The 24,459-nt window shown below is 58.3% G+C and carries 22 protein-coding genes; 13 read left to right on the forward strand and 9 right to left on the reverse strand.

Annotation, left to right across the window (positions count from 1 at the left end; all coding sequences use genetic code 11):
* The first annotated feature begins 3 nt into the window (after positions 1–3).
* From V6M87_RS05345 to V6M87_RS05395, 11 genes are all read left to right on the forward strand, one after another.
* Entirely contained in the window at positions 4–4,512 is a 4,509-nt protein-coding gene (locus V6M87_RS05345) for a hypothetical protein (RefSeq protein ID WP_332848718.1), read from the forward strand.
* Positions 4,509–6,083 (forward strand): hypothetical protein, encoded by a 1,575-nt coding sequence (locus tag V6M87_RS05350; protein ID WP_332848719.1) that lies wholly within the window; start codon positions 4,509–4,511, stop codon positions 6,081–6,083. Before V6M87_RS05345 ends, V6M87_RS05350 begins: the two co-directional genes overlap by 4 nt.
* A complete protein-coding gene (locus V6M87_RS05355; RefSeq protein ID WP_332848720.1) occupies positions 6,080–8,365 on the forward strand; it encodes a hypothetical protein in 2,286 nt (761 codons plus the stop codon). Before V6M87_RS05350 ends, V6M87_RS05355 begins: the two co-directional genes overlap by 4 nt.
* Positions 8,362–8,709 carry a hypothetical protein gene (locus V6M87_RS05360; protein ID WP_332848721.1) on the forward strand — a complete coding sequence of 116 codons (348 nt, stop codon included), beginning with the start codon at positions 8,362–8,364 and terminating at the stop codon, positions 8,707–8,709. The genes V6M87_RS05355 and V6M87_RS05360 overlap by 4 nt, the downstream gene beginning before the upstream one ends.
* The gene (locus V6M87_RS05365; RefSeq protein WP_332848722.1) at positions 8,706–9,542 is read left to right on the forward strand and encodes a hypothetical protein; all 837 of its coding nucleotides are present in this window, start codon (positions 8,706–8,708) and stop codon (positions 9,540–9,542) included. Before V6M87_RS05360 ends, V6M87_RS05365 begins: the two co-directional genes overlap by 4 nt.
* Positions 9,543–9,549: 7 nt before the next feature.
* Positions 9,550–9,867 (forward strand): hypothetical protein, encoded by a 318-nt coding sequence (locus V6M87_RS05370; RefSeq protein ID WP_332848723.1) that lies wholly within the window; start codon positions 9,550–9,552, stop codon positions 9,865–9,867.
* Between the two features lie 11 nt (positions 9,868–9,878).
* Positions 9,879–10,703 carry a hypothetical protein gene (locus V6M87_RS05375; RefSeq protein WP_332848724.1) on the forward strand — a complete coding sequence of 275 codons (825 nt, stop codon included), beginning with the start codon at positions 9,879–9,881 and terminating at the stop codon, positions 10,701–10,703.
* Positions 10,704–10,794: 91 nt separating this feature from the next.
* Entirely contained in the window at positions 10,795–11,163 is a 369-nt protein-coding gene (locus tag V6M87_RS05380) for a hypothetical protein (RefSeq protein ID WP_332848725.1), read from the forward strand.
* On the forward strand, positions 11,160–11,660 hold the full coding sequence (locus V6M87_RS05385) for a hypothetical protein (RefSeq protein ID WP_332848726.1): 501 nt from the start codon (positions 11,160–11,162) through the stop codon (positions 11,658–11,660). The genes V6M87_RS05380 and V6M87_RS05385 overlap by 4 nt, the downstream gene beginning before the upstream one ends.
* Complete coding sequence (locus V6M87_RS05390; RefSeq protein ID WP_332848727.1) at positions 11,660–12,082, forward strand: 3TM-type holin; 423 nt, start codon at positions 11,660–11,662, stop codon at positions 12,080–12,082. The genes V6M87_RS05385 and V6M87_RS05390 overlap by 1 nt, the downstream gene beginning before the upstream one ends.
* A 391-nt stretch (positions 12,083–12,473) precedes the next feature.
* Positions 12,474–12,605 carry a hypothetical protein gene (locus V6M87_RS05395; protein WP_332848728.1) on the forward strand — a complete coding sequence of 44 codons (132 nt, stop codon included), beginning with the start codon at positions 12,474–12,476 and terminating at the stop codon, positions 12,603–12,605.
* Between the two features lie 194 nt (positions 12,606–12,799).
* Here the strand turns inward: V6M87_RS05395 and V6M87_RS05400 are convergent, their stop codons facing one another.
* From V6M87_RS05400 to V6M87_RS05415, 4 genes are all read right to left on the reverse strand, one after another.
* A complete protein-coding gene (locus V6M87_RS05400; RefSeq protein ID WP_332848729.1) occupies positions 12,800–14,125 on the reverse strand; it encodes an alpha/beta fold hydrolase in 1,326 nt (441 codons plus the stop codon).
* Positions 14,126–14,153: 28 nt separating this feature from the next.
* Positions 14,154–16,160 carry a S8 family peptidase gene (locus tag V6M87_RS05405; protein WP_332848730.1) on the reverse strand — a complete coding sequence of 669 codons (2,007 nt, stop codon included), beginning with the start codon at positions 16,158–16,160 and terminating at the stop codon, positions 14,154–14,156.
* An 858-nt stretch (positions 16,161–17,018) separates the two neighbouring features.
* On the reverse strand, positions 17,019–17,216 hold the full coding sequence (locus V6M87_RS05410; protein WP_332848731.1) for a hypothetical protein: 198 nt from the start codon (positions 17,214–17,216) through the stop codon (positions 17,019–17,021).
* A 282-nt stretch (positions 17,217–17,498) separates the two neighbouring features.
* Positions 17,499–17,828: a hypothetical protein gene (locus V6M87_RS05415; protein ID WP_332848732.1), complete on the reverse strand. Its 330-nt coding sequence runs from the start codon at positions 17,826–17,828 to the stop codon at positions 17,499–17,501.
* 74 nt (positions 17,829–17,902) lie between these two features.
* Between V6M87_RS05415 and V6M87_RS05420 the strand changes: the two genes are divergently transcribed.
* Complete coding sequence (locus tag V6M87_RS05420; protein ID WP_332848733.1) at positions 17,903–19,426, forward strand: recombinase family protein; 1,524 nt, start codon at positions 17,903–17,905, stop codon at positions 19,424–19,426.
* A gap of 144 nt (positions 19,427–19,570) precedes the next feature.
* On the forward strand, positions 19,571–20,068 hold the full coding sequence (locus V6M87_RS05425) for a M15 family metallopeptidase (protein ID WP_332848734.1): 498 nt from the start codon (positions 19,571–19,573) through the stop codon (positions 20,066–20,068).
* 348 nt (positions 20,069–20,416) lie between these two features.
* Here V6M87_RS05425 and V6M87_RS05430 read toward each other — a convergent pair whose 3' ends face one another.
* From V6M87_RS05430 to V6M87_RS05450, 5 genes are all read right to left on the reverse strand, one after another.
* Positions 20,417–20,659 carry a hypothetical protein gene (locus V6M87_RS05430; RefSeq protein ID WP_332848735.1) on the reverse strand — a complete coding sequence of 81 codons (243 nt, stop codon included), beginning with the start codon at positions 20,657–20,659 and terminating at the stop codon, positions 20,417–20,419.
* A gap of 358 nt (positions 20,660–21,017) precedes the next feature.
* Complete coding sequence (locus V6M87_RS05435) at positions 21,018–21,440, reverse strand: hypothetical protein (protein ID WP_332848736.1); 423 nt, start codon at positions 21,438–21,440, stop codon at positions 21,018–21,020.
* 1,023 nt (positions 21,441–22,463) lie between these two features.
* Positions 22,464–22,760, reverse strand: a complete 297-nt coding sequence (locus V6M87_RS05440) for a helix-turn-helix domain-containing protein (protein ID WP_332848737.1) — start codon at positions 22,758–22,760, stop codon at positions 22,464–22,466.
* Positions 22,757–23,071 carry an excisionase gene (locus V6M87_RS05445; RefSeq protein WP_332848738.1) on the reverse strand — a complete coding sequence of 105 codons (315 nt, stop codon included), beginning with the start codon at positions 23,069–23,071 and terminating at the stop codon, positions 22,757–22,759. Before V6M87_RS05445 ends, V6M87_RS05440 begins: the two co-directional genes overlap by 4 nt.
* Before the next feature lie 17 nt (positions 23,072–23,088).
* Positions 23,089–24,324 (reverse strand): tyrosine-type recombinase/integrase, encoded by a 1,236-nt coding sequence (locus tag V6M87_RS05450; RefSeq protein ID WP_332848739.1) that lies wholly within the window; start codon positions 24,322–24,324, stop codon positions 23,089–23,091.
* Positions 24,325–24,459 lie beyond the last annotated feature (135 nt).

Below are 24,459 nucleotides of genomic sequence, written 5' to 3' on the forward strand. Positions count from 1 at the left end.
GCCATGGCGCACGCAATTGAAGTCCACCTGTCGGCAAACGTCGAAAAATTCAATCAGGGCATGGCCGCGGCCAAAAAAACGACCACGGAGAACGTCGGCTTCATCGCGTCCATTTTCAACACGGTGAAGTCGTATTTCGCTGGGATGTGGGATTCGGCGAAGTCGTTTTTCTCGAACCTGGGCGATAAGGCCGGCGCCGCATGGGGTTCGTTCAAAGACTCCGCATCTGGTGCGCTCGAAAAGGTTTTGAGCATGCTACCCGGGGTGGGCAAGGCGACAAAGGATATTGGCGATGAGGCCGAGCAGTCCGACAAGAAAACTGATAGCTGGCTGTCCAAGCTGGGCTCTGCGCTGACCGCCGTAATCGGTATCGCCGTGGCTGCCGCCGCTGCAATCGGTGCCCTGGCTGCCAAGGGGCTGCTGATCGACGCGGCATTCGCGAAAATCTCCGTCTCGACCGACATGGGCGCCGGCTCCCTGAGTAAGTTTCAGGACGCGGCGAAGCGGTCTGGCATGAGCGTGGGCGACCTTGGCACGTCAGTGAAGGCCTTTCAGGACGCCATGAAGGAAGCTGCAGCTGGCACCGGTGGCAAGGTCTTCGCAGATCTCGGCGTCAGTGTCAAAAACAGCGGCAACGAACTGCTGGCGACTGACTCGACGTTGATCGACTTCGCGCGCCACATTGCCGCCATGTCCTCCGAAACCGAGAAATACGACGCCGCAGCCAAGGCTGGCTTTGGCGGCAAAGTCCAGTTGCTCGAAGATATCGCGCACGCTGGCGCCCTTGTTTCTGGCACCACCGATGACCAAGCTGCAGCCGTAGTGCGTCTGCAAAAAATCTGGCACGAGGTTCTGCCTGGCGGCAAGTCGATGTGGGAGGACATCAGCACGTCGCTGTCGAACAAGTTGACGCCGGCGCTCACCACGGCATCGGTGTCGATCCTTGAAGCCAAGAACAAGATCATGGATGCGTTCGCCCAGATTTATGGCGGCGGTTCGCTGTTCGACAAGCTGACCGACAAAATCGCCGGATGGGCGAACAGCATGGCCGGTTATTTTTCAGACGTCGTCAAAAAAGCAACCGAAGCAGGCGTCGGGCTGGCTGGGTATATCGCCAAAGCAACCGGGCTGGGCGGCGCACTCAAGACCGCGCCATCAGCAGGTTACGTGCCCGGCGCAACGCCGCTCACCAGTGGCACGAAGGCAACCGTCACGGATGCGGCAATGCAAAAGCAGATCGACGCCTACAACGCCACCAGCTTGGCGATCAAGGCCCAGAACGACGCCACGCGAGAAGAAATCGCCACCGGCCAGGCGCTTACGGCCGCGCGCCGCGAGCAGATCGTACTTGCGGCTGGTGTGCGCGATGGCACGGTGAAGCTTTCGATGGCGCAATACTGGAATCGCATGGAGGAATTGGCGGGTCAAGATGCCTTGCAGAAAGCCGCCGCCGCAGCGAAGGATGCGCGATCGACGTCCGAAGCCGCTGCCAAGAAAGAGGCTGACCAGTATGCCGCGGTGAGCGCGGCTATCGCCAGCAAGATCGCCGAGAACAAACTCGAGCTGCTAACCGGCGCCGCCGTCACCGAGAGCCAGAAGCTGGCCATCAAGATTGACGCTGACCAGGCGTCAGGCAAGAAAGCGCTATCTGCTGCGCACTTGGCGACAGCAAAGGCGGCATTGGTTGAACTCGATGCGTCGGAAAAGCTCGTTGCCCAGGCCAAGGCGCAGAAGGAAGTAGCCAAGTACGTCGATGAAGGCACGACAGCGCGATCAGCTTCGCGAAACGCACTCGAGGCGGAGTACCAATCCTATGGCAAGAGCGCAGACGCTGTGGCGCGGCTCATGGTCGCCGTGAATGCCGAGACCGATATGCAGAAGGAATTGGACAAGTTGCGCCAGGCGAATCTGCCAATCTCAGGCCAGACCATTAAGCAACTCGAGGCCGAGCGCGACCTGCGCACGGAGGTTGGCCAGGCCACGCTCGGGCAAAGCAACGCGCTGAAATATGCAACCCAGCTCGCCGACGAAAACAAGAAATTCGCCGCTGAATCGATTTACGACGAGAAGGGCCGCGCTGCCGCGCTGCTGGCCATCGACGCCAAAATCTGGCAGGACCGCATCAAGCTGGCGGGCGACGGTACCGAGGCCCAGAAGGCGCTGAAAACTCAGTACGACATCTGGTACTCGAACCAGTCGCTGAAACCGCAGATCGACGAGCAGCGGAAAATGTGGGATTCGATCGAATCGACCGCCCACGACACCTTCGTCAGCATCTTCGACAGCGGCAAGTCGGCATTCGATCGACTGCGCGACACGCTAAAAAACGGCCTGCTCGACCTGTTGTACCAGATGGTCATCAAAAAGTGGGTACTGAACATCGGCGCGTCTGTCGGCTTGACGAGCGCGTCTGGCCTGGCCGAAGCTGCTGGCGCGGCCGGCGGCACCGGCACGACTGGCGCCACCGGCCTGATCGGCATCGCGCAGACCGCGTCGAATATGTACAAGGCAATCACCGGCGGCTTCGAAGCGCTGGGCGACGGTGTGGCCGGCTACGTACAGCAGGGGCTGAGCGCCGCCGGATACACGCCCACAGCAGCATCCGGCCTGTCGACCGCCGGCGGCCAGGCGCTCACGCCGTTCGCATCGCAAGTCGGTCAAGTTGCCGGCGCGGCCGCCGCATATGCCGCCGGCTCCGCGCTGAACAAGGCAATCTCGGGCCAGTACTCGACCGGCAGCGGCTTCATGACTGCGCAAAAGGTCGCCACCGCCGTGGCCAGCTACGTCAACCCGGTACTGGGCGTGGCCGTGGGCGCCATCTCGGGCCTGATCAACCGCGCCTTCGGCATGGGCAGCACAGAGGTGAAGTCGCAGGGCTTGAGTGGAACCCTGTCGGCCAGCGGCGTCAGCGGCAACACGTACCAGAACCTGCACCAGGATGGCGGCTGGTTCCGCAGCGACAAGAACTGGACCGACAAGACCGCGCTGACGCCAGAGGTAACAGCGCAGTTCACGCAGGGCTTCGAGGCGATCAAAACGGCGTCGGCCGGCTTCGCCACGTCGGTCGGCGCGTCGGTTGACAACCTTTCGGCGTACAGCAAGACGTTCGACATCAAGCTGACCAGCGACGCCACGGCAAACGAAAAAGCCATCAGCGACTTCTTCCTGGGCGTGGGCGACGAGATCGCGCTGCGCCTGGTGCCGGGCCTGGCCCAGTTCAACAAGTCCGGCGAGACGATGGCCACAACGCTGCAGCGCCTGGCTGGCGACTTCGACGCGACCAATCAGGTCGCCATGCTGCTGGGCAAAAACGGCACCAGCATGTTCGGCTCGCTGACGATCTCGTCTGCGGCGGCGCGCGAGCGCCTGATCGAGCTGGCCGGCGGCGTGTCCAACCTGACTTCGCAGGCCACGGCATTCGCACAAAACTACCTGACCGAGGCCGAGCGCCTGAAACCGGTTGCTGATGCAGTTGCCGCGGCAATGGCTTCGCTCGGGCTGGCCAGCGTCACCACGCGCGAGCAGTTCAAGACGGTGGTGCAAGGCCTGGACGTCACTACTGCCGCCGGCGCGCAGCAGTTCGCGTCGATGATGGCGCTGTCGGATGCGTTCGCCCAGGTCCACCCGGCCATTGAAGCGACGACCGCCGCGCTGCGCACCGAGGCTGACGTGCTGAACGAGCGCAAGGACCTGCAGAAGCAGTTGGACCAGTTGACCCTGACGTCGTTGCAGTTGCGCGCGAAAGAACGCACCGCGATCGACGCCAGCAACGTCGCCCTGTTCGACCAGATCACTGCGCTGCAAAACGCGGCCTCGCTTTCCGATACGCTGAAAACGTCGGTCACCAGCCTGGACGCATTCCGCAAGAGCATCAAGTCGTTCAGCGATTCGCAGCTGCTGGGCAGCCTGTCGCCCCTCACGGCGATGCAGAAGGATGCCGAGGCCAAGAGCCAGTACGAAGCGATGCTTGCCAAGGCCAAGGCCGGCGACGAGACTGCGCGATCCGGCATCACCGGGGCTGCCACGGCATTCCTGACTGCAGACCAGATCGTCAACGCCAGCAGCGCGGCATACATCGCCAATTTCGCTAAGGTGCAGTCCGACCTGGCGGCGCTGGACGCCATTGCCGGCGCGCAGATGACCGACGCGCAGCAGCAGCTTGCCGCCCTCGACCAGCAGGTCAGCCAGTTGGCGTCGCTGAATGCCACGGCCAGCAGCATCGAGGCAGCGCTGACGATGCCGACGCCGGTGCTGAACTGGAGCGAAGTCGGCACCACCAACATGGCGCCGCTGACTGAGGAAATCAAAGGCCTGCGCGCTGACAACGACGAACTGCGGGCCGACAACGCTGCGCTGCTCGCCGCCATCAACCGCCAGACTGATGCCGTGGTGCAAGCCACGCTGACGGCTGCAGCGAACAATGCCCAGGCAGTCACGGCCGGCGCCGAGCAAGCGCAGCGATCGGGCAACTGGGCGCAGAACCTGATCGCAGAAGTGACGGCGGCACGATGATCGATCTCATCTTCGACGCGCCGGCAGCAGACGCCGGCGTGGTTTTCGACGCCCAGACGCCTGCTGTCCCGATGCCGGTCATCGTGCCGATTTCGGATCCTGAATACGAGGCCTGGCTGTCGTCCCCCGACGCCATCCCGGTGACGCTGTTCGAATCCGACGTGCTGGTCGATGGTGCGGAAGTCACGCGCTACACGTGCAACGGCTCATTCCCCATCACCGGTCCGCTTGACTCGCCGGCGAACACGTTCTACGACCCGATCGCATCGGCTGGCGTGCAGTTCACTGAGCAAGTGTCGCTCACCAGCGCGGCGACGATGGCCGTCGGCGATGTTGAATTCGACAACGGCGACTTCGTGCGCGACGACTGGTATCTGGACGATATCTGGGCCAGCAGGGGGCAACGCGCGTACTTCGGCGATGCGCGCTGGGCGGCCAGCAACTTCCGCATGATCCTCAACGGCATGGCGTCCGGCATCGCGCGCAAAAGCCGGTTCTTGCTGGCCGTCAAGCTGCGGGACCAGTTGCAGCGCCTGGACACTCCGATTTCGGACCGTACCTTCGGCGGCACGTCGCTCATGGCCGGAACGTTGTACCCGTCGTGCTTTGGCGAGTGTTTCAACATCACACCAGTGTACGACCCCGGAACGGATCGGTACTACGTGCACTTCGGCCCGGTCGAATGGATCTTCGAAGTGCGCATGAATGGCATGGTGATCGACGAGTCGCTGTACACCGTGAACCACGCGGAAGGCTATTTCACTCTCGCCGTCGATGATTTCGGAACGGTCACATGCTCGGTTCAGGGCGACAAGTTCGGCGGCGTCTACCGCAACACGGTGGCCGCGCTGGTGCGGCGCATCGCCACCGGCTATGGCAAGGAGGACGGCCGCTACATCGATGCCGATCTCGACCTGGCGAATCTGGACGCGTTCGAGGCCTCGCACCCGCAGAAGGCCGGCATCTATATCACCGACAACACGACCGTCAAAAATGCGATCGACCAGCTGGCCAGCAGCCTGGGCGCACAGGCGATCCCGTCGCGGCTGGGCAAGCTGCGCCTGATCCAGATCGGCATCGCGGGCGCAAGCACATTCGATATCCGCGTGCACCACATGAAGAACGGCACGCTCGAGCCGGTGACCAGCATCCCGCCGGTGGCCGCCGCGTCGATCGGCTACGACAGGAACTGGACGAAGCAAGACAACCTTGTCACAGCCATTTCCGACGCGAATAAGCAGCTTTTCGTTGACGACTACCTCTACGCCACGACCACCAACGACGACGTTGCCGACGACTACAAGATGTCGACCGCCGTGACTGCCAAGCCGACGCTGCTGAAGATCAAAGCCGAGGCGCAGGCTGAAGCCGATCGCCTTGTTGACCTCGGCGCCGTGCCGCGCAGCATCTATAAATTTACCGGGACGCCTGAAATGCTTCAAATTGTGCTGGGCCAGCAGGTCACAATCTACCACCACGAAAACAGCATGGCCGCCGGCGTGCGCGCGCAGGTCATCATGCTGGCGCCCGAGTGGAAGCAGGGCAGTTGCGACGTCGGGGTGCTGGTTTGAGCGCCGTTGTCGGCGAGCGCGACCGGCTGCTTCGCGGGACGGTGCCGCGCAACATCAATCCGACCGCCGGGAAATCGCTGCTGCTCGACGTCGACCCGCCAGCGTTCCACCAGAATTCCGCCGGCACGCCCACGATCACGTCGGCGAAATTCACCGCGACGCCGGTCGGCTTCGCCGGCACGGTCATGTGGTCGATCACGTCCGGCGGCAAGCTGACCGGCACTACGCCGAACGAACGCACACTGCTGTTCTCGGACATGACCGCCGATACTGTCAAGGTGACTGTGACATTCGTCTATCAGGGTGAGGCGTTCATCCGTGTCCGAACGTTCTACAAAATCATCGACGGGGCGAGGGGTCAGGACGGCACGCCGGCGGATCTGTCGCCTGCGAACTTGGTTGCCGCCCTGGAGGGCCGCATCACCGATTCGATGCTATATACCGACCTGCGCACGCGTATTGACTTGGTTGATGGTCCCTCGTCCAACCCATCAACCGTGCAGGGGCGAATCAAGAAGGAAACGGACGCGCGCGTTATCGCTCTCGGGGCCGAGGCGCAAGCCCGCGCCGATGCCATCGACAAGGAAGTCGCAGACCGCATTGCTGCCGTGCTGGCCGAGGCTGGCGCGCGCGCCACGTACGTCCAGACTTACACGTTCAGCCAGCAGCAAATCAATTCTGCGCTGTCGATCCAAGCGACGCAGATCGCTGCCGCTTACACAGCATACGCTGACACTGCTCGCACTCAAGCTGTGACGACTGCCGACGCGAACATGCGGGCATACGGCTACTCGTTCGCCGACGCTAACGGGGCAATCGCCGCTGCCGAAAATAGGCTGCGCGCCGAGTTCGTGTCAAGTAGTGGCGCGACCGAGGCCTACGTTCAAGGCTGGTCTTTCAGCAAGGCAGACAGCTTGGCTGCAGAGGCAAATCAAACAAGCACCCTGACAGCAAGCCTACAAAGCTATGCTGACCAGAAAAAGTCTGAGGCAAAGGCGGATGCCGCCGCCGACGTGCGGAGCTATGCGCTTGGCAAGGTTGATGCCACCCAGGCGGAAGCAGCCCAGACGAACACGATCACGGCAAATTACAAAGGCTACGCAGACTCCGCGCGCGACCAAGCAGTCTCGACGTCAAACGCGTTCGTGCAAACCTACGCGTACGGCAAAACAACTATCGATAATTCGCTGAGTACGCTGGCCAACACACTGCGCTCGGAATTTGCCGCAACCAACGGCGTCACAACCGGCTACCTCAACCAGTATTACTACACCAGCGCGCAGACAAACACGGCGATCTCGAACGCCACGCAGACGCTCAGCACGACAGTCGGCCAGCACACGACGACGTTGCAAACGCAATCCCAGTCGCTCGATGGCTTGAGTGGCCAACTCACCTGGAAGATCGACAACAACGGCCACGTGAGCGGCTTCGGGCTGGCCAGTACCCCTATCAACGGAGTTCCCTACAGCACAATGATTTTCAACGTGGACGTGCTGGGGGTCGCACTGCCGGGCGGCGCTGGCAAGCCGATTTTCACCGTCGGGCAGGTCAACGGCCAGTCACAGGCGGTGTTCCGTTCAGATCTGTTTGTCGACGGCGCAATCACCGCGCGCATGCTCAAGATCGGCACCAGCGACAACATCATCCCCGACCCGGCATTCCGCGATCTGGCATGGTGGGGCCGGCTCGGATTTACGGTCGACGATTACTCCGCAGGCGGCACTTTCTGGAAATCCGGATACGCCCTGAAAATTCAGGCCGCGAATGGCAATGGCGCACCGCTTGACACCCTGACGGGATGGTTCCCAATGACGCCCGGCGCCACGTACTTGGTCGAGTTTCAGGCATTCGTGTCGGGCGACTTTGTCGGCAGCGTCACGCCTTTCTGGCACATTCCGAATGTCCAGTTTCATCTCATGGGCGGCCCGACGCGCGGTTACAACTGGGGCGATGGCCTGCCGGTCGGGTTTGACCAGAACTCGGCTAAGGGGCTGCAGTCCTTCACAGCCACGTACACCGTGCCGATCAACGGCTACACGTCCCGGTCACAGATTCGCATCAAGAGCCAGTGTTCGGCAGGGTCGTTGCAGCTTGGCGGGTTTAGCATCACGCGCGTCTCCGATAGCGTGCTCATTGCCGATGGCGCCGTCACCGCCAACAAGCTTAATGTCGGCCGTGTTGGCAACGTCGGCGCAGGGGTAGAAATTGACAAAGATGGCGAACGGGTTTATGACGCCAACAACCTCAAGCGATTCCAGTCGGGGAACCTTGACGTATGACTTATGGGATGCGCGCGTGGGACGCTCAAGGAAATCTCACATTTGATAGCACGGTCGATTTAACGCTATTTCCAAAAACGGAGCAGTTCATTTCCGGAAATAATCAAGTTGGGAGCGGCGCCGGCTTGACGCTCTCTTATCCGCAATTCCAGGGAAAGAAAATCATGCCATTCTTGACGTCGCCATATGGAGATTACGACCCTTACCCATCAGCAGTTTTGAGTTGCCGAGTTAGCTATCCGAATGGCACGCCGACAGTGCGAATTTTCGTTGATAACAATGCGGTCGGGCTGCCGATCTTGGATGGATATCTAGTCGTCATGCTGACCGGAGCCAATCAATGAGCTATGGCTTCAGGGCGATCAACGACAGTGGGATCGTATCGGTCGACGAGGACTCGTTCAGCTACGTCTACCTGGGCAAGTACTCGATCAACGTACTCCAGTCGGGAGGCGATATTTCCTTTCACTGTGTCGGCTATCCGCTGGTATTTTTCGGTCTGCCATATGGGACAGTCAACGGCAGTGAAAACGACGGATCAGGTCAGGGGCATGGGCTTCTCCAGTTGCGAGCGGGTGTTGTGATGTCCGGCCTCAGGCAAGCCCCGGGCGACCCCAATACATGGATTGCCAGCATCTTTTGCAACTTTGTCAACGGAGGTAACCCCGGGCCGCTTTATATCCGCGTCTTCGGGCTATTGCACCTGAACTTTCCCTATGGTGCAGGCCAGCAGTACGGCGCGCGCGCGTGGGATTCCCAAGGTCGATTGATTTTCGACACTGGCTGCCGGCAACTGCGGTTGGCCGGCAATACTTATGACGCCGAATTGGCATTGGCCAGCTCGTGGCCGACCGATAGCGAGCGCATAGACGCAAAGGACGCGTCAATCACCCTGCCTTTCAGCATGGCGGGTAAGTCGATCATGGCGAATAGCCGTGGCTCAGTCACTGTTCCGTATTACATCGGCTCCTATATCGACTTCGATACCGGTCAGACTATAGACCAGTACGACGACACGACAATCAGCAATATTTTCTGGTCCAACGGAAATACGCTTTACTCGCGCAAGTACGGCTACAGCGTCCGCGTAGACCGCAATGGCTTCTTCAGCGTGACCGACACGACGCAAGTGGTCTATACCCGCGTCGCCGTCATCGACAACAACCTCTACCCCTGAGGAATCAATGATTCAAATACCACTCACGACGGCAAATGGGCCGACGGATTTCCACGTTCTGAAAAATGTGGGATGCATGGAGCCTTTCGACTTGCTCATGCTTACGATTGACAGTTATGCCAATGCCGCGGTGTACCAGAACCGGGGCGGACTGATGATGCGGCACATGATTCCCATGCCATCGCCCGTCACGGCCGGGCACCTGATCGTCGATATCAAAGCATGGCTGGTCTCAGACGATACAAGCCCATTTCAAGGTGGGCAACTTGTTGATGTAAAGATTGAGCCTGACTCGCCGCAGCAGCCAGCACCTCTCGCATCTTAATAGGACTCGGTATGGCTAAATTCATCTTCAAGAACGTGGCACGGCTGGCGGTCATCGTCGCCTCGTCGACCGCGCTGGGCACGCAGGTGCCGTACATGCTCACCGACGTCAAGACGCAGGTGCACCGATCGGTCGGCACGTCGGCCAGCTACTCGCTCACGTTCGCCAGCCCGCAGCTGGTGGGCGGCGTGCACCGCCCATGGACGAACGAGTCGCCGACATCGACCATCCGGGTGCGCTGCTATTCAGACGCCGCCGGTACGGCGCTGGTCTACGACACCGGGACAGTTTTAGCGTGCCCGGCAAAAGCAATCGAACTGGCGCCGCCATGGACCGCAGCGCAGGCGGCCAGCGCGTATGCCTACGGTGGCGGTGCGCACTCGCGTGTGTGGTTCGATAACATCATGGTGCGTCGAATGGTGATCGACATCGTGGACACGGCCAACCTGCAGGGCTACATCGAAACCGGCCGCATCGTGGTGGGCACCCAGTGGTCGCCAGCCGAGACGGCAGACTACGGCGCGCCGGTGACACAGGAGGACGCCAGCACCTCGTACCGCGACGACGGCAGCAACTTGCGCCACTACCGCAGCTTCAAGAGCCGGAAGGCGTCCATCGACCTGTCGCACCTGACGGCGGCGGACCGCTACACCGTCGAGGCCGCGCGCGTGGCGAACGGCACAACTGAGCCGTTTATTTTCAGCCTGTACCCGGGCGACGCCGATCGCGAACTGGAGCGCTTCAATCAGGGCTGGTACTGCTTCACCGCGTCGGCCGCACTCAGCACGCCCGGGTTCGAACGGCACGCAACCACATTCGATATGGAGACGGTGTGATGGCCGCCGCCACGTGCGCCGGCTCGGCTCTCAGCATCCATGTGGCGCGGGTGCAACTATGAGCTGCGACGCCATGATCTTGGGATGCCGAATGCTCGAGCGCCCAGTTATACAAATTAAAACCGAGGAAACAATGACGCCACCACGTCCACCGCCAGCACCCGTAGTTGACCCTGTACCGAACCGCCGCCGCCTGATCGATGTTTCCATGCCCCTGCCATGGATCATTGGGATGTTTTTTTCCGTCGTCAGCGGCCTGTTCTACATAGGTTGGATGGCCGCAAACCAGAACAACAAGCTGACACAGATCGTGGAATCCCAGACGAAAATGGAAGCGAAGCAGGAAGCAATCTCGACGCGCGCCGACGTGATGCGCGACCAGTTTGCTGAACTGAAGCAGTCGCAGGCGATCCTGGCGATCCGCGTCGGCGCGCTTGAGCGAGATGGGGTGAAAAAATGACCCCTGAACTGCTACTGAAAACGGCCATCGTGCCAGCGCTGGCGTACCTTCACGAACGCGGCATCGAAGACAAGCTGCCAGCGCGCCGGTTGATGCTGGCCATCGCGCTGCAGGAATCCGGCCTGCGCCACCGGCGCCAGGTTGTATCGGACGGTAGCGAGTCCGGCCCGGCTTCATCGTTCTGGCAGTTCGAAGCCGGCGGCGGCTGCAATGGCATGCTGACGCATCGCACTTCTGCGCCGATCATGCGGCAGGCATGCGCTGACTTTAATGTCGCGCCGACGCCAGCCGGATTGTGGGAGGCGATGCGCTACAACGATGTTCTGGCGGCGATCGCCGCGCGGCTGATGATCTACGTGTTGCCGAGCATGCTGCCCGAACGGGTCGAGCTTGGCTACCAGCAGTACATCAACGCTTGGCGCCCGGGCAAACCGAAGCCTGCTACCTGGTCGGCCAACTGGTCGACTGCTGACAATCTCTTGAAAGGAGCCGCATAATGGCGCTCGACCCAGTAACAGCAATGCTCGACATCGGTGGCAAGGTCATCGACCGCCTGTTTCCAGATCCGTCCCAAGCGGCCACGGCCAAGCTCGAGCTGATCCGCTTGCAGCAGACCGGCGAACTGGCGCAGCTGTCGGCTGATCTGGATATGGCAAAAGGCCAGTTGGCGATCAATCAGGCCGAAGCGTCCAGCACAAGCCTGTTCGTCGCCGGTCCGCGCCCGTTCATCATGTGGGTGTGCGGCTTCGCCTTCGCTTACAAGTTCATCCTGGCGCCAGCCGCGGCATTCGCGCTGACTGCCGCTGGCCATCCGATTGCGCTGCCGGTGCTGGACTTCACGGAAATGTCGACGGTGCTGCTGGGCCTGCTTGGCTTGGGCGGCCTGCGCACGGTGGAGAAGATTAAGGGCGTGGCGTAGCCGGTAGCAGGGCTACGCCACGAAGCTGGAGGTGGTGGTGGCCGGCTGCCGGTGATCCTATTTGCGATGGGCTGGGGTGCTACTATTTCTGTCGGTCAAGTGCAGTGATCTATCCCCATCTTTCGACGCGGTCCATATCCATGGCGGTCCGTGCGGGTCCGTGTACTCCTCAAGAATTTCGATGCGGCCACAAAGCGTGCATTCGCGACGGTAGGTAGTCGCCTGCCACTTATGAGGAACAAATAAACTAGCGATGTAAGTCAGCATAGCGTCTCCAACGTTTTCATAAAAATAACACGAAGAGAAGCTCCCGGCGGAATTAATTGGCGACTCGATGCAACGTACATAAGCAGCTAAAAATTTGTGGTCGGTTTGCCGCTATACTGGCCACATGAAAGTCTCCGTCAAGCCCATCCGCCAGCACGGCGCGCGCCTCAAAGACCAGCAGATCGCCGTGGTTCCGACGACCGAAGGCTACCTGTCCTTCTACGGCGTCGGCACCACGCTGCAACTGAGCCTGTGAGTCAGGTATGCCGCCTTGGCGATCTGTACCCACTAGCGGCAAAATGCGCTTCTGAGAAAACTGCCTGGCTCTGCTTGCTCCGATACTTCGCCATACTGTTCAAAGTAATGGGTGCCGCCCACGGATTACAACTAGGTTATCCAACGCCGCTTACAAGCCCAACGCCACTGAGGTTAGATTGGCGCGTCCTGTTTTTAGGGCGCAGCATGAAGTGCGCTGGCAATCGCCCAAGCGACATTCACGTCGCGCACGTTGCCATGAGACGCAATAAATCGGCTGCTCTCTAGGTTATGAAACACCCCCGGGCTCAGTGTGTATGGCTGGCCGTTTGCTAGCATCTGCAGGCTCGCCGACTCGCCCTCCTGCATGTGCAGCGCGCCATTTGCTCCCAGTCCGCCGAACTGGTCATTTGGACCGCCGTCGATGGCCTTGGAATTAGTCCCCGACAGGCGCGATGCAATTGCATACGCTGTGCCAACCGCAGAATCGTGAGTGCTGAAGGTGACCATGATCGGCCCCTTAATTCGCTTAGCGCTGACCACATCCCGGAAATACCCGGTGATTTTGCCAACAGCAAACCCGTTATGTGAAAATGCGGCCTGCAGCAAGCTCATCGTGCTGAGCTTGCCCGTTTGCGTCCCCATCGCAGCCGCAGTGACCAGCCTCGCGCCAAAACTGTGCCCGATCAGGTGAACGCGTTTCAAACTAAGAGCTTCCGCCCAATGGTCAATGCAAGGCGCTAGGCCCGCCGCCCCCACGATAGAGGCCCGCTCTTTCATCGTGTAGTAGGAGCCAACATTGAGCAGGTTGGCAAATCCGCTTTCAATCTTGTTGAGCACATTGCCAATGCTCTTGGCAACGATACGGTCACCGTCGCCTCCGGCGCCGACTGTCTTGAGCGTGCGATCTATTGGTTGTTGGGCCTTTTCGTAAAGCAGGCCTTTGTCCTTGTTAAAAAAGGCTTTGGACCCATCGAGCTCAGACTGTTCCACGCCTGCCAGCAGATCCCGCAGCGCCCCTACCAGCAACACTCCCGCGTGGTTGTCGTCCAGTTTGCGGCTTTCTACGAGGGCCTGTATGGCGGATAGTTTGCCCTGATCGGCGGGCTTGTTGTATAAAGCAGAAAGCTGCTTCATCGCGTTGTCGACAACTGGCGAGGCTATGCTATTCGCGCTGGCAGCGCGCATAACACCATTCTCCACGCCACCCTTCGCGGCTTCCTTGTTATCGTAGCCCGATGGAGGCTGTCCGCGTCCGTCGAAGTCGAATTTCTTGGATGGCCAGTACACTCCGATTGCTGCGAAGGTGCGCCCGTTTGGTCCTCCTGCCGCCTCCAATGACGACGACAGGTTCGTTAGAAGCTCTTCGTAAAGGCCTGTTGCCTCGTCCGCATCATTGTTCCAGCCGTGCGAAATGATGATCAGATCCGTCACGTCTGGAGGCGAGGGCCGCGCTTCTTTCAGCTTGCCATCTTCATCAAAAATAACGGACTGAAAAGGAATGCTGCCATAGGTCGTCATGTTCCGCTCCTGGTTGGTGGCACAGGTGTCATACGGACTGGATGGCACGTAGAAGATCTAGCACGCCAGCACCCTGGAAAGACCGGTCCCGGCCAACGTCGGTCGCGGTCGAAGTGAAAATTTGTTTAACGCGTTCCGGCTCGCCGATAAACTCGTTCCGGATAGACAGGAAAGCAGCCACAGCGCCGCTCATATGAGGCGCTGCTTGGCTCGTCCCACTCTGCTCCATGTATGCAAAGACAGTTTTCCGTTCGTCTTGGTAATCATGCACAAGCTTGCTGTCGGCTGCCGCCGCTGACACGATCCGTTCGCCCGGGGCAAGCAGGTCCGGCTTGCTTCTGCCGTCGCCGGTCGGCCCCTTTGATGAAAAATACGACACACCATATTTGTGCGGCTGATCGCGATGAGTGGCGCCTACCGTGATGGCAAGCTCGGCGTTGCCGGGATCGTTGATGCTCATGTCAAGCGAGCCGTTGATACCGTCGGAATCGAGCAGCGAATTGATGACGCCATAGCCGCTGTTACCCGCAGCCACCACCACGACAACCCCGGACTTGACCATACGGTTCACTTCAACGCAAAGTGGGCTGTGGCCACAGGCAAACCACTCCGCATTAAAGCCGTGTCCAAGCGACAGATTAATCCCGTGAATTTTCAGGTTGCGCCCAAAACTATTAATTGTTTGAATGTGTTCGAGAGCTAACAGGACCCAGCTAGCTCGCCCTGCGCCATCCTTGTCCAGCACCCGCAAGCTGACAAGCTTGCACTTGGGCGCAATGCCGGCAATGGCGTCGAGCTTACGAGTGATGTTTTTGATTCGAAGTGAATCTAGATCGTTCAAGGGATCCAATTCGCGCGAGGCAGCCATCATCGTTGACTCCCTCGGGTAACGGATCGACTCCTCGGTGCTACGCTGCATACTGCTCTTGCTACCATCACCGTCCGAGGCTCGCCGCGTTGCAGGTTGCAGTTGCTGGCCGGCGATGATGCCGGCCACATGGGTACCGTGGCCGTACTCGTCAGAGAGGGCAGAGTTTGGTTCGCCTAGCTTTTGCTCCCTCGTAAAATCTTTGCAGTAACGCCCGTCGCGAATGATATTGTCGTGCATCTGGAAATGTGGGTGCTCCGCGTCTACCCCCGAGTCAAGCACCGCCCACCAGATGCCGTCGCCAAAGGCACTGAACGAGTTTTGCGCCGCATCTGCCTTGACAGTACGCAGTGAGCGATACACGCAGCTGCTAATCTCGAAGTCAGGCCATATCTGGTGAATCGCCAAGAAGTTTTCAGTGCTGACCGATTCGTCCTTTTGGCGCAGTCCCTTGTTTAAGTTCCGATCCTCCGCGCGGCTGGACACGCTTCGGGCGTCGTATTCGGCTTGTAGAGCGGCGCGCCTCCGGTCTAGCCGCAATAGCTCGATCAGCATCAAATAGTTCAGCTGAGCAAACACGTATTGGGAACTTGCCCGCGGTGCCCAATCAATGGTGGACTCAGTTTGGCGATCTACCGACTCCGCGATCGTCGCGTTGATATCTTCGATGATGTATCCCTTGGCCTCGTCGCGGGGATCGGGAATAATGCTGCGCGGACTTTGCGAATCATGTGTCGCGCGAGCTGGCCTGTATTTCAAGTTAACGTCGATAACGACATACCATAAGCGTGGCCACACTTTTTCGATAGGGTTTATCGTATCGAATGGAAAGCGTTGCAGAGCATCGAGCTCCGCATAGCTGAGCGTAAGCATAATCACGCTGGTCTTAATTGGCAAGGGAAAGGCAGGCAGCGCCGCAATCTTGCGATCCTTGTGAAGAGCCTCTAGCGCACCTTGGACCTTGTTCGCAGCCTTTCGGCGGCCGCCAGGGTAACCGGCTTTAAGGAATACGGCCTTAAGCCCTTGGGTGTCGCGTTTGTCCAACGTGTTCGCAAAGGCGCGGTCTTCAACTACCAGTTCTAGTAGCGGCTTAGCAATGGCCGACTTGAGCAGGTTGTCTGCCAAAGGCGTGGCGCCAACGGCACGAATATTTTGAAAAATCGGCATGATGCGGCTCATCGTTGCGCGGGCAAACGCGCCCGTATCTCACCTGGTTTTAACGTTCACATCACGAGATATCTTAGTCTTATAAGAAACGCCGATCCATCAAAATCCTGGTATTTGATAGATAAGATTACTGCGGGAAGCTAAGCTGTGATGTTAACGCAACAACAACGTTGTTCCAGCTTTCGGATACGTCCAATGCAGCCTCAGCGCGCGGATTATCTCCCAAAAACGGTTCTCGTCGGTTTGTTGTACTCTTAGCGTTCTGCCGAAATTCGAAAACGCCAAATAAGCTCTGGCCCTTCTGCGCGGCGCCGGTGAATGTATTAAGAGAAAGTTCCATCCACCTGGCGGCGTAAATCGCGGTATTACTCGATGACGATCTTGCAGGCGTCTTGCTACGCTTGCCTACTCGTGACCCTTGCCTCTTCGGCTCTGGTTTGGTTGTTATGGAGATCTTACTGGTTGCTTGGCGGATGTCTTGGCCCGCAGGCGGAGAGCTTGAGCTGGGCTCCCTTTGGGAATGTACGAAGCGAGACCGGCAACGTCGATGCGTCGCATGCGTGTCGCCAAATTGGTGTGACGCTGCACTTTTCTGAGAAATCCAAAATTCAGCCAGACGATGTATCAACTCGTCTGTCAGCCCGTTCCAGTCTTGGCTCGGAATTTTGTAGAGCGCGCTCATGGCCCTGAAAAGCCTCGGGCCTGAAGGTCCCCCGGCGCATCACGCGGAGTGATGTAAGCGTATGTATGAATGAAGACTAGGACGTTTGGATGTTGGGCTCTGCTGCGCTCGGACAGTAGATGCAACCACACGGCCTGAAGACTAGCCGTGAACGTACTCCAGCCGGGCTCGCTGATCTACCGTGCAGTACCGCTTGTGGCCAGCCACTCATCCGGGCGGCGGAGCAGGCGCAGAGAAAGATCGCTCGTGGGAGGAGAGAGTGCGGCGTCGATCATGTCGTTTCCTCCGCCCGAAAGAAGGACAGCGTCCCATTTTTTAGAATAAATACCGGTGAACCATTCGACAAAGACGGAATCGGTAATGCGCTCTGTCATGTGTTGCCAGGTCGTGCCAGGCCGGGCCCAGTTGACCGCTATGGACGACGCCTTCAGCGAAATCTGCTGGAGTGTATTTGACGCACCCCAGGGAGGGAATGATCCGATGGAAAACCAGGAAGCTCATTGGGCAAGGTAACGCTTGCTGAACTGGCTTAGATCTGGGCCTCCATCGACACGGCTCCGAAGAATATAGGGAGTAGTCAGTATAAGTTTTTGAATCCCACCCTCTGTATTTGCGAACAAATGACTTCGACACGCTTGCGCAGGAGATGACAAATATTACTCTCCCGAACGGGCGTCTCGTGAGGAGGTGTCGTCGTTGTAGCCATTACTATTGGCGGCGGCTGCAAGGCCGCGTTCGTCGAATCGGATCTGCTGCGGGCTATGCTCGGCGCCTAGCCGATCATCCAGCAGCCGGAGCGAATGCGCACAGGGCACGCCGTTATCTTCCAACAGCGCAGCAGCGAACGCTGCGCCGTGTCGGCGCTGTAGGAAGTACGCGGCCGCGAGAAGTTGAGGCGCCACGCCATTGATCATCGGCCAAATCATGAGCTCGATATTGACCTGGATCAGACTGCCAAGCGACGGACGTTGATCTTGCGCAAACACGTGGCCCAGACGTGCCGGGTTTCTCTATATGTGTCGTATAGGCTCGCGTAACTGACGCGGTGCTATCGTTGGCCATGACAAAACACACCAATGCGACAGTGACCTCTACCCCCGCCGCGATCTACCTGCGGATGTCGACCGAGAGCCAGAACTATTCCAACCATCACCAGCGAGCCGCAATCGCCCAGTACGCGCGCGAGAACGCGATGGAGATAGTTCGGGAATATGCGGATGACGGAAAGAGCGGTCTCGACATCAGGCGCCGCGCCGGTTTGAGTCAGTTGATCAGCGACGTGCAGGCCGGCGCCGCCGTCTTCAAGGTGATCATTGTTTATGACGTGAGCCGTTGGGGCCGCTTCCAGGATGTCGACGAGGCCGCATATCACGAGCATACCTGCCGGCGCGCAGGGATCGCTGTCGTGTACTGCGCGGAAGCGTTCCAGAACGATGGTAGTCCGCTGGCCTCGCTGTTGAAAAGCATTAAGCGCACGATGGCAGCGGAGTACAGCCGCGAGCTGTCCTCGAAGGTCTTCGGCGCGCAGTGTCGCTTCATTGGGCTTGGCTACAAACAGGGTGGCCACGCCGGCTATGGCTTGCGCCGAGTCTCACTAGCCGCTGACGGCACACCTCGGCGCGCGCTGCAGTACGGCGAAGCCAAAGGGACGCTCACCGATCGCGTTGTCTTTGCGCTGGGACCAGCCGATGAGATTGCCACGGTGCGTCGTATATATCGGCTCTACATTGAGCAGCGGGCCAGTGAACCTGAAATCGTCAGGCTACTGAACCGCGAAGGCATCGAGAGCGAATTTGGTCGGCCCTGGACGCACTGCATGATCAAGTCGATTCTCACTAACGTGAAGTATATCGGAACACTTGCCTATAACCGGCGCTCGGGGAAACTGTCTAATCCGCGGGAGCGTAACTTGGCGACAGAGTGGGTCGTCAAGGAGGGGGCGATACCGACGGTGGTTTCAAAGGCGCTTTTCAAAAAAGCCCAGGCCGAACGCGCGCGCCGAACCAGGAGATATGCGCCATCCGAACTTTTAGACTTGCTGAGGGACTGCTATGACCGACATGGCAAGGTCACGGCGCCGATCATCGCCGCCGATGTGATGCTGCCCGACCCTCAACTCTTTGTTCGCACGTTCGGTTCGCTGGTCAGCGCGTACGATGCGGCCGGGCTGTCAAGGACTAGTCTCAATGATTTCGTCGATGCCAAGCGGACTTTACGTAAGCTGCGTCAGATGCTGTTCAACGAAGTTTGCGCGCTAGCCAAAGAGGCCGGCGCATTGGTTGAAGTTGGGAGCTCACCCTGGACACTGATCATCAACGGAAAAATCGCGACGTGTGTGGATGTAGTGCCGTTTCGCCAGCCTGCGCGCGGACTGCCAAGTTGGCGGATTTGCCGGAAGGCAGAGGTGGATTTTGTTATCGCGGCACGACACAATCACGGCACGGACAATATTCTTGATTTCTTCCTACTACCCAAACAAGCGTTCTCCGGAAGACCTATTTTCATCAAAACGTGCACTGCAGTCCGATTCGACAGCATGCGATATCTCTCGGTACGTGAGATGTTTTTTGATGGCAATGTTTAGCTGACCCCGACCCCTTCGCTCCAACAATTTGGCTATCAATTTGCAGAAAACAGTAGCGAGTTTTTGATTGTAATTACGTCTTTAGCCGGTATAGGATCGAATTTCGCAAGCGCGCTTGCTATCCTAATTTCAATGGAGGAATCGATGAATGCATGGCCTCATCAAAGCGACGTTGATAAATTTTATGGAAATCCTCGCGGCATGGATGGAGAGCCTAGCGCCTCCTGGGAAGCTGAAAATATTGTACGAGTAATCCCTCCCTGGCCACTCGTTACATCATGGGATCATGCTCCGGTAACGAAAGGTGCTCGAATGCATCGAAAATGTGCCGAAAGCCTAGAGCGCGTCTTTGACCGTATTTGGTTGGCTGCCGGGAAACAGCCAGCCAAAATACAGGAATGGGGCATGCACCTCTACGGAGGCGGTTATAATTTTCGCTTGATGCGAGAAGGTGCCAGACTGTCGATGCACAGTTGGGGATGCGCAATTGACTTAGATACGGCTCGAAACGCTTTTGGAGATACTACTCCTAACTTTGCGCTTATCCCAGCCGTACTTGATGCTTTTCATGCGGAAAATTGGGTTTGGGGTGGAAGTTGGAACAAGCCAGACGGAATGCATTTTCAGGCAGCGATCATCTAGTACCAATCTGTCATTGGCACCTTAAAAACGTCACGATTTCTCCGACCGACTTGATTTTGCCAGGGGCCTCGATTCTTTCTGCCTAATTAGGAAGGGAGCACCAAAGGGAGCACAATGAGCGCTTTATTCTCCGTGCCCCTTCGATATATACGCGATCCCTTCAGGCGGTTGCCACCGGCAGGAACTACATCTAGGCGCCGCCCATGCTAAGCTCCGAGCACTCGATACCTATAGATTTTTTCAGTCGGGGCAGCAAGGTCAAGAGCGCTCCTTTGGTGAATGCAGCTCCGGTCGGTGGGATAAAGTAGAGCGCACTGCAGCGCGAAGCTGCATGTCGATAGCACCGAATTACCACCGCTTTTTTTTGGTATCGAGAATCTCCAGACAGACTTTCGCAAATTCGATCATGTCGGCTGGTTCCATTTCGTCGAACAGGAACGCTGTTTGCAAAGTCACCCCTAGTGGCGTCGGCGGTCCCACGACTGCATTCATGTTGCCGACCAGCTCGACGCGGTTTTTCTTCGACGTGAATCGCGCGAAATCCTGAGGCGTCCGAGAGTCATACAGCGGCATATTCGATGCGGTTTCCATTGCGGCTCCTTGGTGGTGAAGTCGTAATGATTGCGCTCCTGTTCGCCAGCGTATTGACGTGGATCAGACTACGGTGACGGCCTTGGTTGGGAGGAATATGGGCCATAAGCGCCGCTCTTGACGTGGCGGCGTCTCGGAGCTGATCAAGACCTGGCTACCAGCTCGTGCGCTCAACCCGTGAGCGCTCTGGACGGACTGAGCGGCGCGCCTCCCGCGCGGCATAGGTCTACCCTTGGTGCCGCGACGAAGCTGGAGGTGGGACGCTTAGCCGCTGGTGGCGTTTGGACTTGCAGTTGCAGTGAGGCCACGACCGCACGATGTTTTAATGCTGATATGTCTGTCGTGGCCAGTTTTTCCGTTAGCGCTGCGCGACAGATGAGGAAATCACTACCATTTCTGCAAACCGCGGGTCTGGCGCGTAACTCATCACCATTTCGTCCCCCATGTCGCCCCGGTTAAACTCCATGGTAACTCGTCCGTCTCTAGAGGAGAATTTATACGGCGATACCGCGAACAAGCGCATTGGTTTTTGCTTGTCGATTGTCGCCGCGATGGCATGCGATGACGGATTTACTTTTAGGCGCCATCCATTGGACAACGCGTACGTTCCGGCGATTTGTTGTGCCTGATCGTCGTAAATGCGAACCGGCTTTAGTGCCCCGGTGACACGTACAGTTGCGTCTGGTTCGGCGTCGGCTTGTGGATACGGCATGGATTGCGCCCCAGCACTGGACGCTAGTAAAAACAGTGCTGTTGGAAGCAAAACGGATGAGATACGCATGATATTTCCTTTAACGAAGCAGAGAGGTAACAGCCTGTTCGGCCCTCGCGCAAGATTGGCGTGATGCCGGACTGTAGGGATAGCGCTAACGAGTCAGGTGTCTGCCGTGAGCGAAATTTAGTGTAGGTTGGCGGCTTTTAACCGCAAGCGTAAATACCCAATGACGATTAAATTGGCTACCTGCGTCAGAAATTAGATCAATCCGAAATGACACATCCACGCAGACGTCGATCTGGTTTTCGTATCAAGTTGGTAGCTCTTTGGTTACCTACCTACGCGGAGGCCGTGGTACCAAACGGGTGCTGATAAATGTAGTTTGGAAACTCAGCGGGTATCAAGTTGATCGCCAGATTCGGATGCTCGAATCCATTAGTCAACTTCTAGAAAGGTCTCAAACTGAGTTTGTATGGGGGCGTCACCATCGTCAAGACACCGTAAAGCTGGTCGAGTCGGACCAAATACGAACCGCGCCCATGTAGCGTTTCGAACCCACATAAGTCGTTCTTAACTGATCCAGTAGGGACCCAGGCCAGCGTTTCTGCTTGCCGAGTTAGCACGGCAGCGGGGTGCCAGTAGGATTCTCAGAATCGCCATCCAAGAACAAGCGACGCGAGCGTTACAAATACCCAGATCATGGAAGCATGCCGATTGCATTGTGTAAAAGCAATTTTAACGCCAGCCTTGATTGAAAGATATCGAATATGACTGCGCTATGCGAAACGGGTTGAAATGCGTTGATGAAGATCAAAGACAGCAATAGCAACACTGGTATTCTGTTCATACCAATTGCCTAAGGAGGCTGCATGGACAGGGTGAGGGCAGTGATCCGCCAAGCAGAGAGAGATTCTCTGTTAGCTGATGCAGTAGTGCGCGCTCTCGCGACACTTCGGCTGATTCACCTAGGGCGCCTTGAAGTCGAGGAAAGTGGCTTCATAATCGATCTTCGCGCCGATATTCAGCGACTGGCCGCCGCACTAACTTTGCTCGGGTACCCGACCGACGAATGAGGTCCTCTACTACGATTCAGCGTTTCGGCTTCGTTTTCGTTTTCGTCTTCATTCGATACTCCTGAATAAATTTTTCCGGATCCGACACCTTAAGCTTTACCGTTGGCCTTCCGAAAGCAGCGCCGCGCATCGACGGCATCTGCACTTGCGTTTGGCGACATGCTTCGATGTGCGCCTGGATGTCCTGCCGATTGAAGCGAATGCAGCGGCGCCCGAAGCGCACGCAGGGGATCGGCCCCTTCGGCGCGGCCAGATCGTAGACGGCGCCGCGGCTGATGCCAAGCATTTCGGCGACCTCGTCTGCCGCGATCATCCGGGCCGTTTCGCCTTCGGTTCCTTGCCGTAGTTCAGCGCCGCGCGCGCCGGTTTTATTTGGTCCCATTTTTCTATCCACTCCTCAACGGCAGGAAGATTAATCCACAGACGGCCATCCACAATTTTGCACTGCACCCCGTCGATCCACTTCCCGACGTGGCGCCGCGATTGCACGGCGTCCACTGAATCCCCGGAAAGCTCCACGTATCGATCGAGCTTCACCCAGGTCAGCGGGTAAGTCTTTGACGCTGCTTTTGCCGCGCCAACCCGGGCGTTCTTCTCAATCGTTGCCACCAGCTTGGCGACCATGTCAATGTCATCCTGAGTCACGCCGTGGCTCGCTTCGTCTTGCCGGCCTCGCTACTTTTCAATTCCTGCAAATAGTCCGCCCAGCGCTGCATCATCACGCGCCGAGCCGGGAGATGCGCCGTACGATTGTAGGCCCGACCGTTCACATCTTTCACCTGGTGCGCCAGTTGGTGCTCAATCAGGTCGACGCGCTCGCCCAGGACCTCATCGAGTACCGTGCGCGCCATCGCCCTGAATCCGTGGCCTGTCATCACTTCCTTTGAATACCCCATGCTGCGCAGTGCTGCGTTGATTGTGTTCTCGGACATGCAGCGCTCGTCTGACCTGACGCTGGGGAAAACATATTTCCCGTGACCAGAAACGGGATGCAGCGCACGAAGCAGGTCGACCACTTGTGTTGCCAGCGGCACCAGGTGATCGTTTCGCATTTTCATCTTCGCGCCCGGGATGCGCCACTCGGCGGCGTCCAGGTCAACCTCGACCCACTCCATTGACCGGAGTTCGCCCGGGCGCTGGAACAGCATCGGCGACACTTTCAGCGCTGTCATGGCAAAAGGATGCCCTTGGTACACCTCAATCGAGCGCAGGAGCGCCGCAATCTGTTTTGGCTCAGTTATTGCCGCGAAGTGCGCTTCGGGCACTGCCGAGAGTGCGTTGCGTAAATCCGACGTCACGTCCCGCTCCGCCAGATCGGCCGCCACGGCATAGCGGAACACCTGGCCGCACAGCTGCTTTATTTTGTGGGCGGATTCGACCGCGCCGCGAGCCTCAATCTTCTGTAGGGCGGCCAGCACGTCCCGTGGCTTCAGTTCGGCGATCGGCACCGCCCCGATGACAGGGAAAATATTCCGCTCGAGCCAATTGGTATTCTTGCGCTGCGTCGACTCGGCGCGCTCGGCAGCCGTCTTGCTGAGCCATTCGCGCGCCACGGCTTCGAAGGTCTGCGCGGACGACGCATGACCTTTTGATTTAGCATCGCGCTTTGCCGCGCCAGGGTCTATTTCATCGGATAACAGCTTTCGCGCGGCGGCGCGCTGGGCCCGCGCATCGAGCAGCGACACCTCGGGATATGTCCCGAAGGTCAGCCGATTCGACTTACCGTTTTTCTGTCGGTATGCCAAGCGCCAAACCTTCAAGCCTGTCGGCGCCACCTCGAGATACATGCCACCACCATCGGCCATGGTGTACGTCTTCTCACGAGCTTTGGCCGCGCGGACCTTCGTGTCGGTGAGGGGAGTGGCGAGTCGCGGCATTTTGCATCCATGAAAAGGCACGTTTTAGAGCCATGGATGCAAGTATGGACGCAAGGGGATCGGATTGCAATGATCTGTATTGGACTGATACGGACAAGAATTTGCCGTTACGCAGAGGGGAGGGGTGTTGCTGGT

Source organism: Massilia sp. S19_KUP03_FR1, assembly GCF_036688685.1.
In the GTDB taxonomy this organism is placed as follows: Bacteria; Pseudomonadota; Gammaproteobacteria; order Burkholderiales; family Burkholderiaceae_D; genus JALYUM01.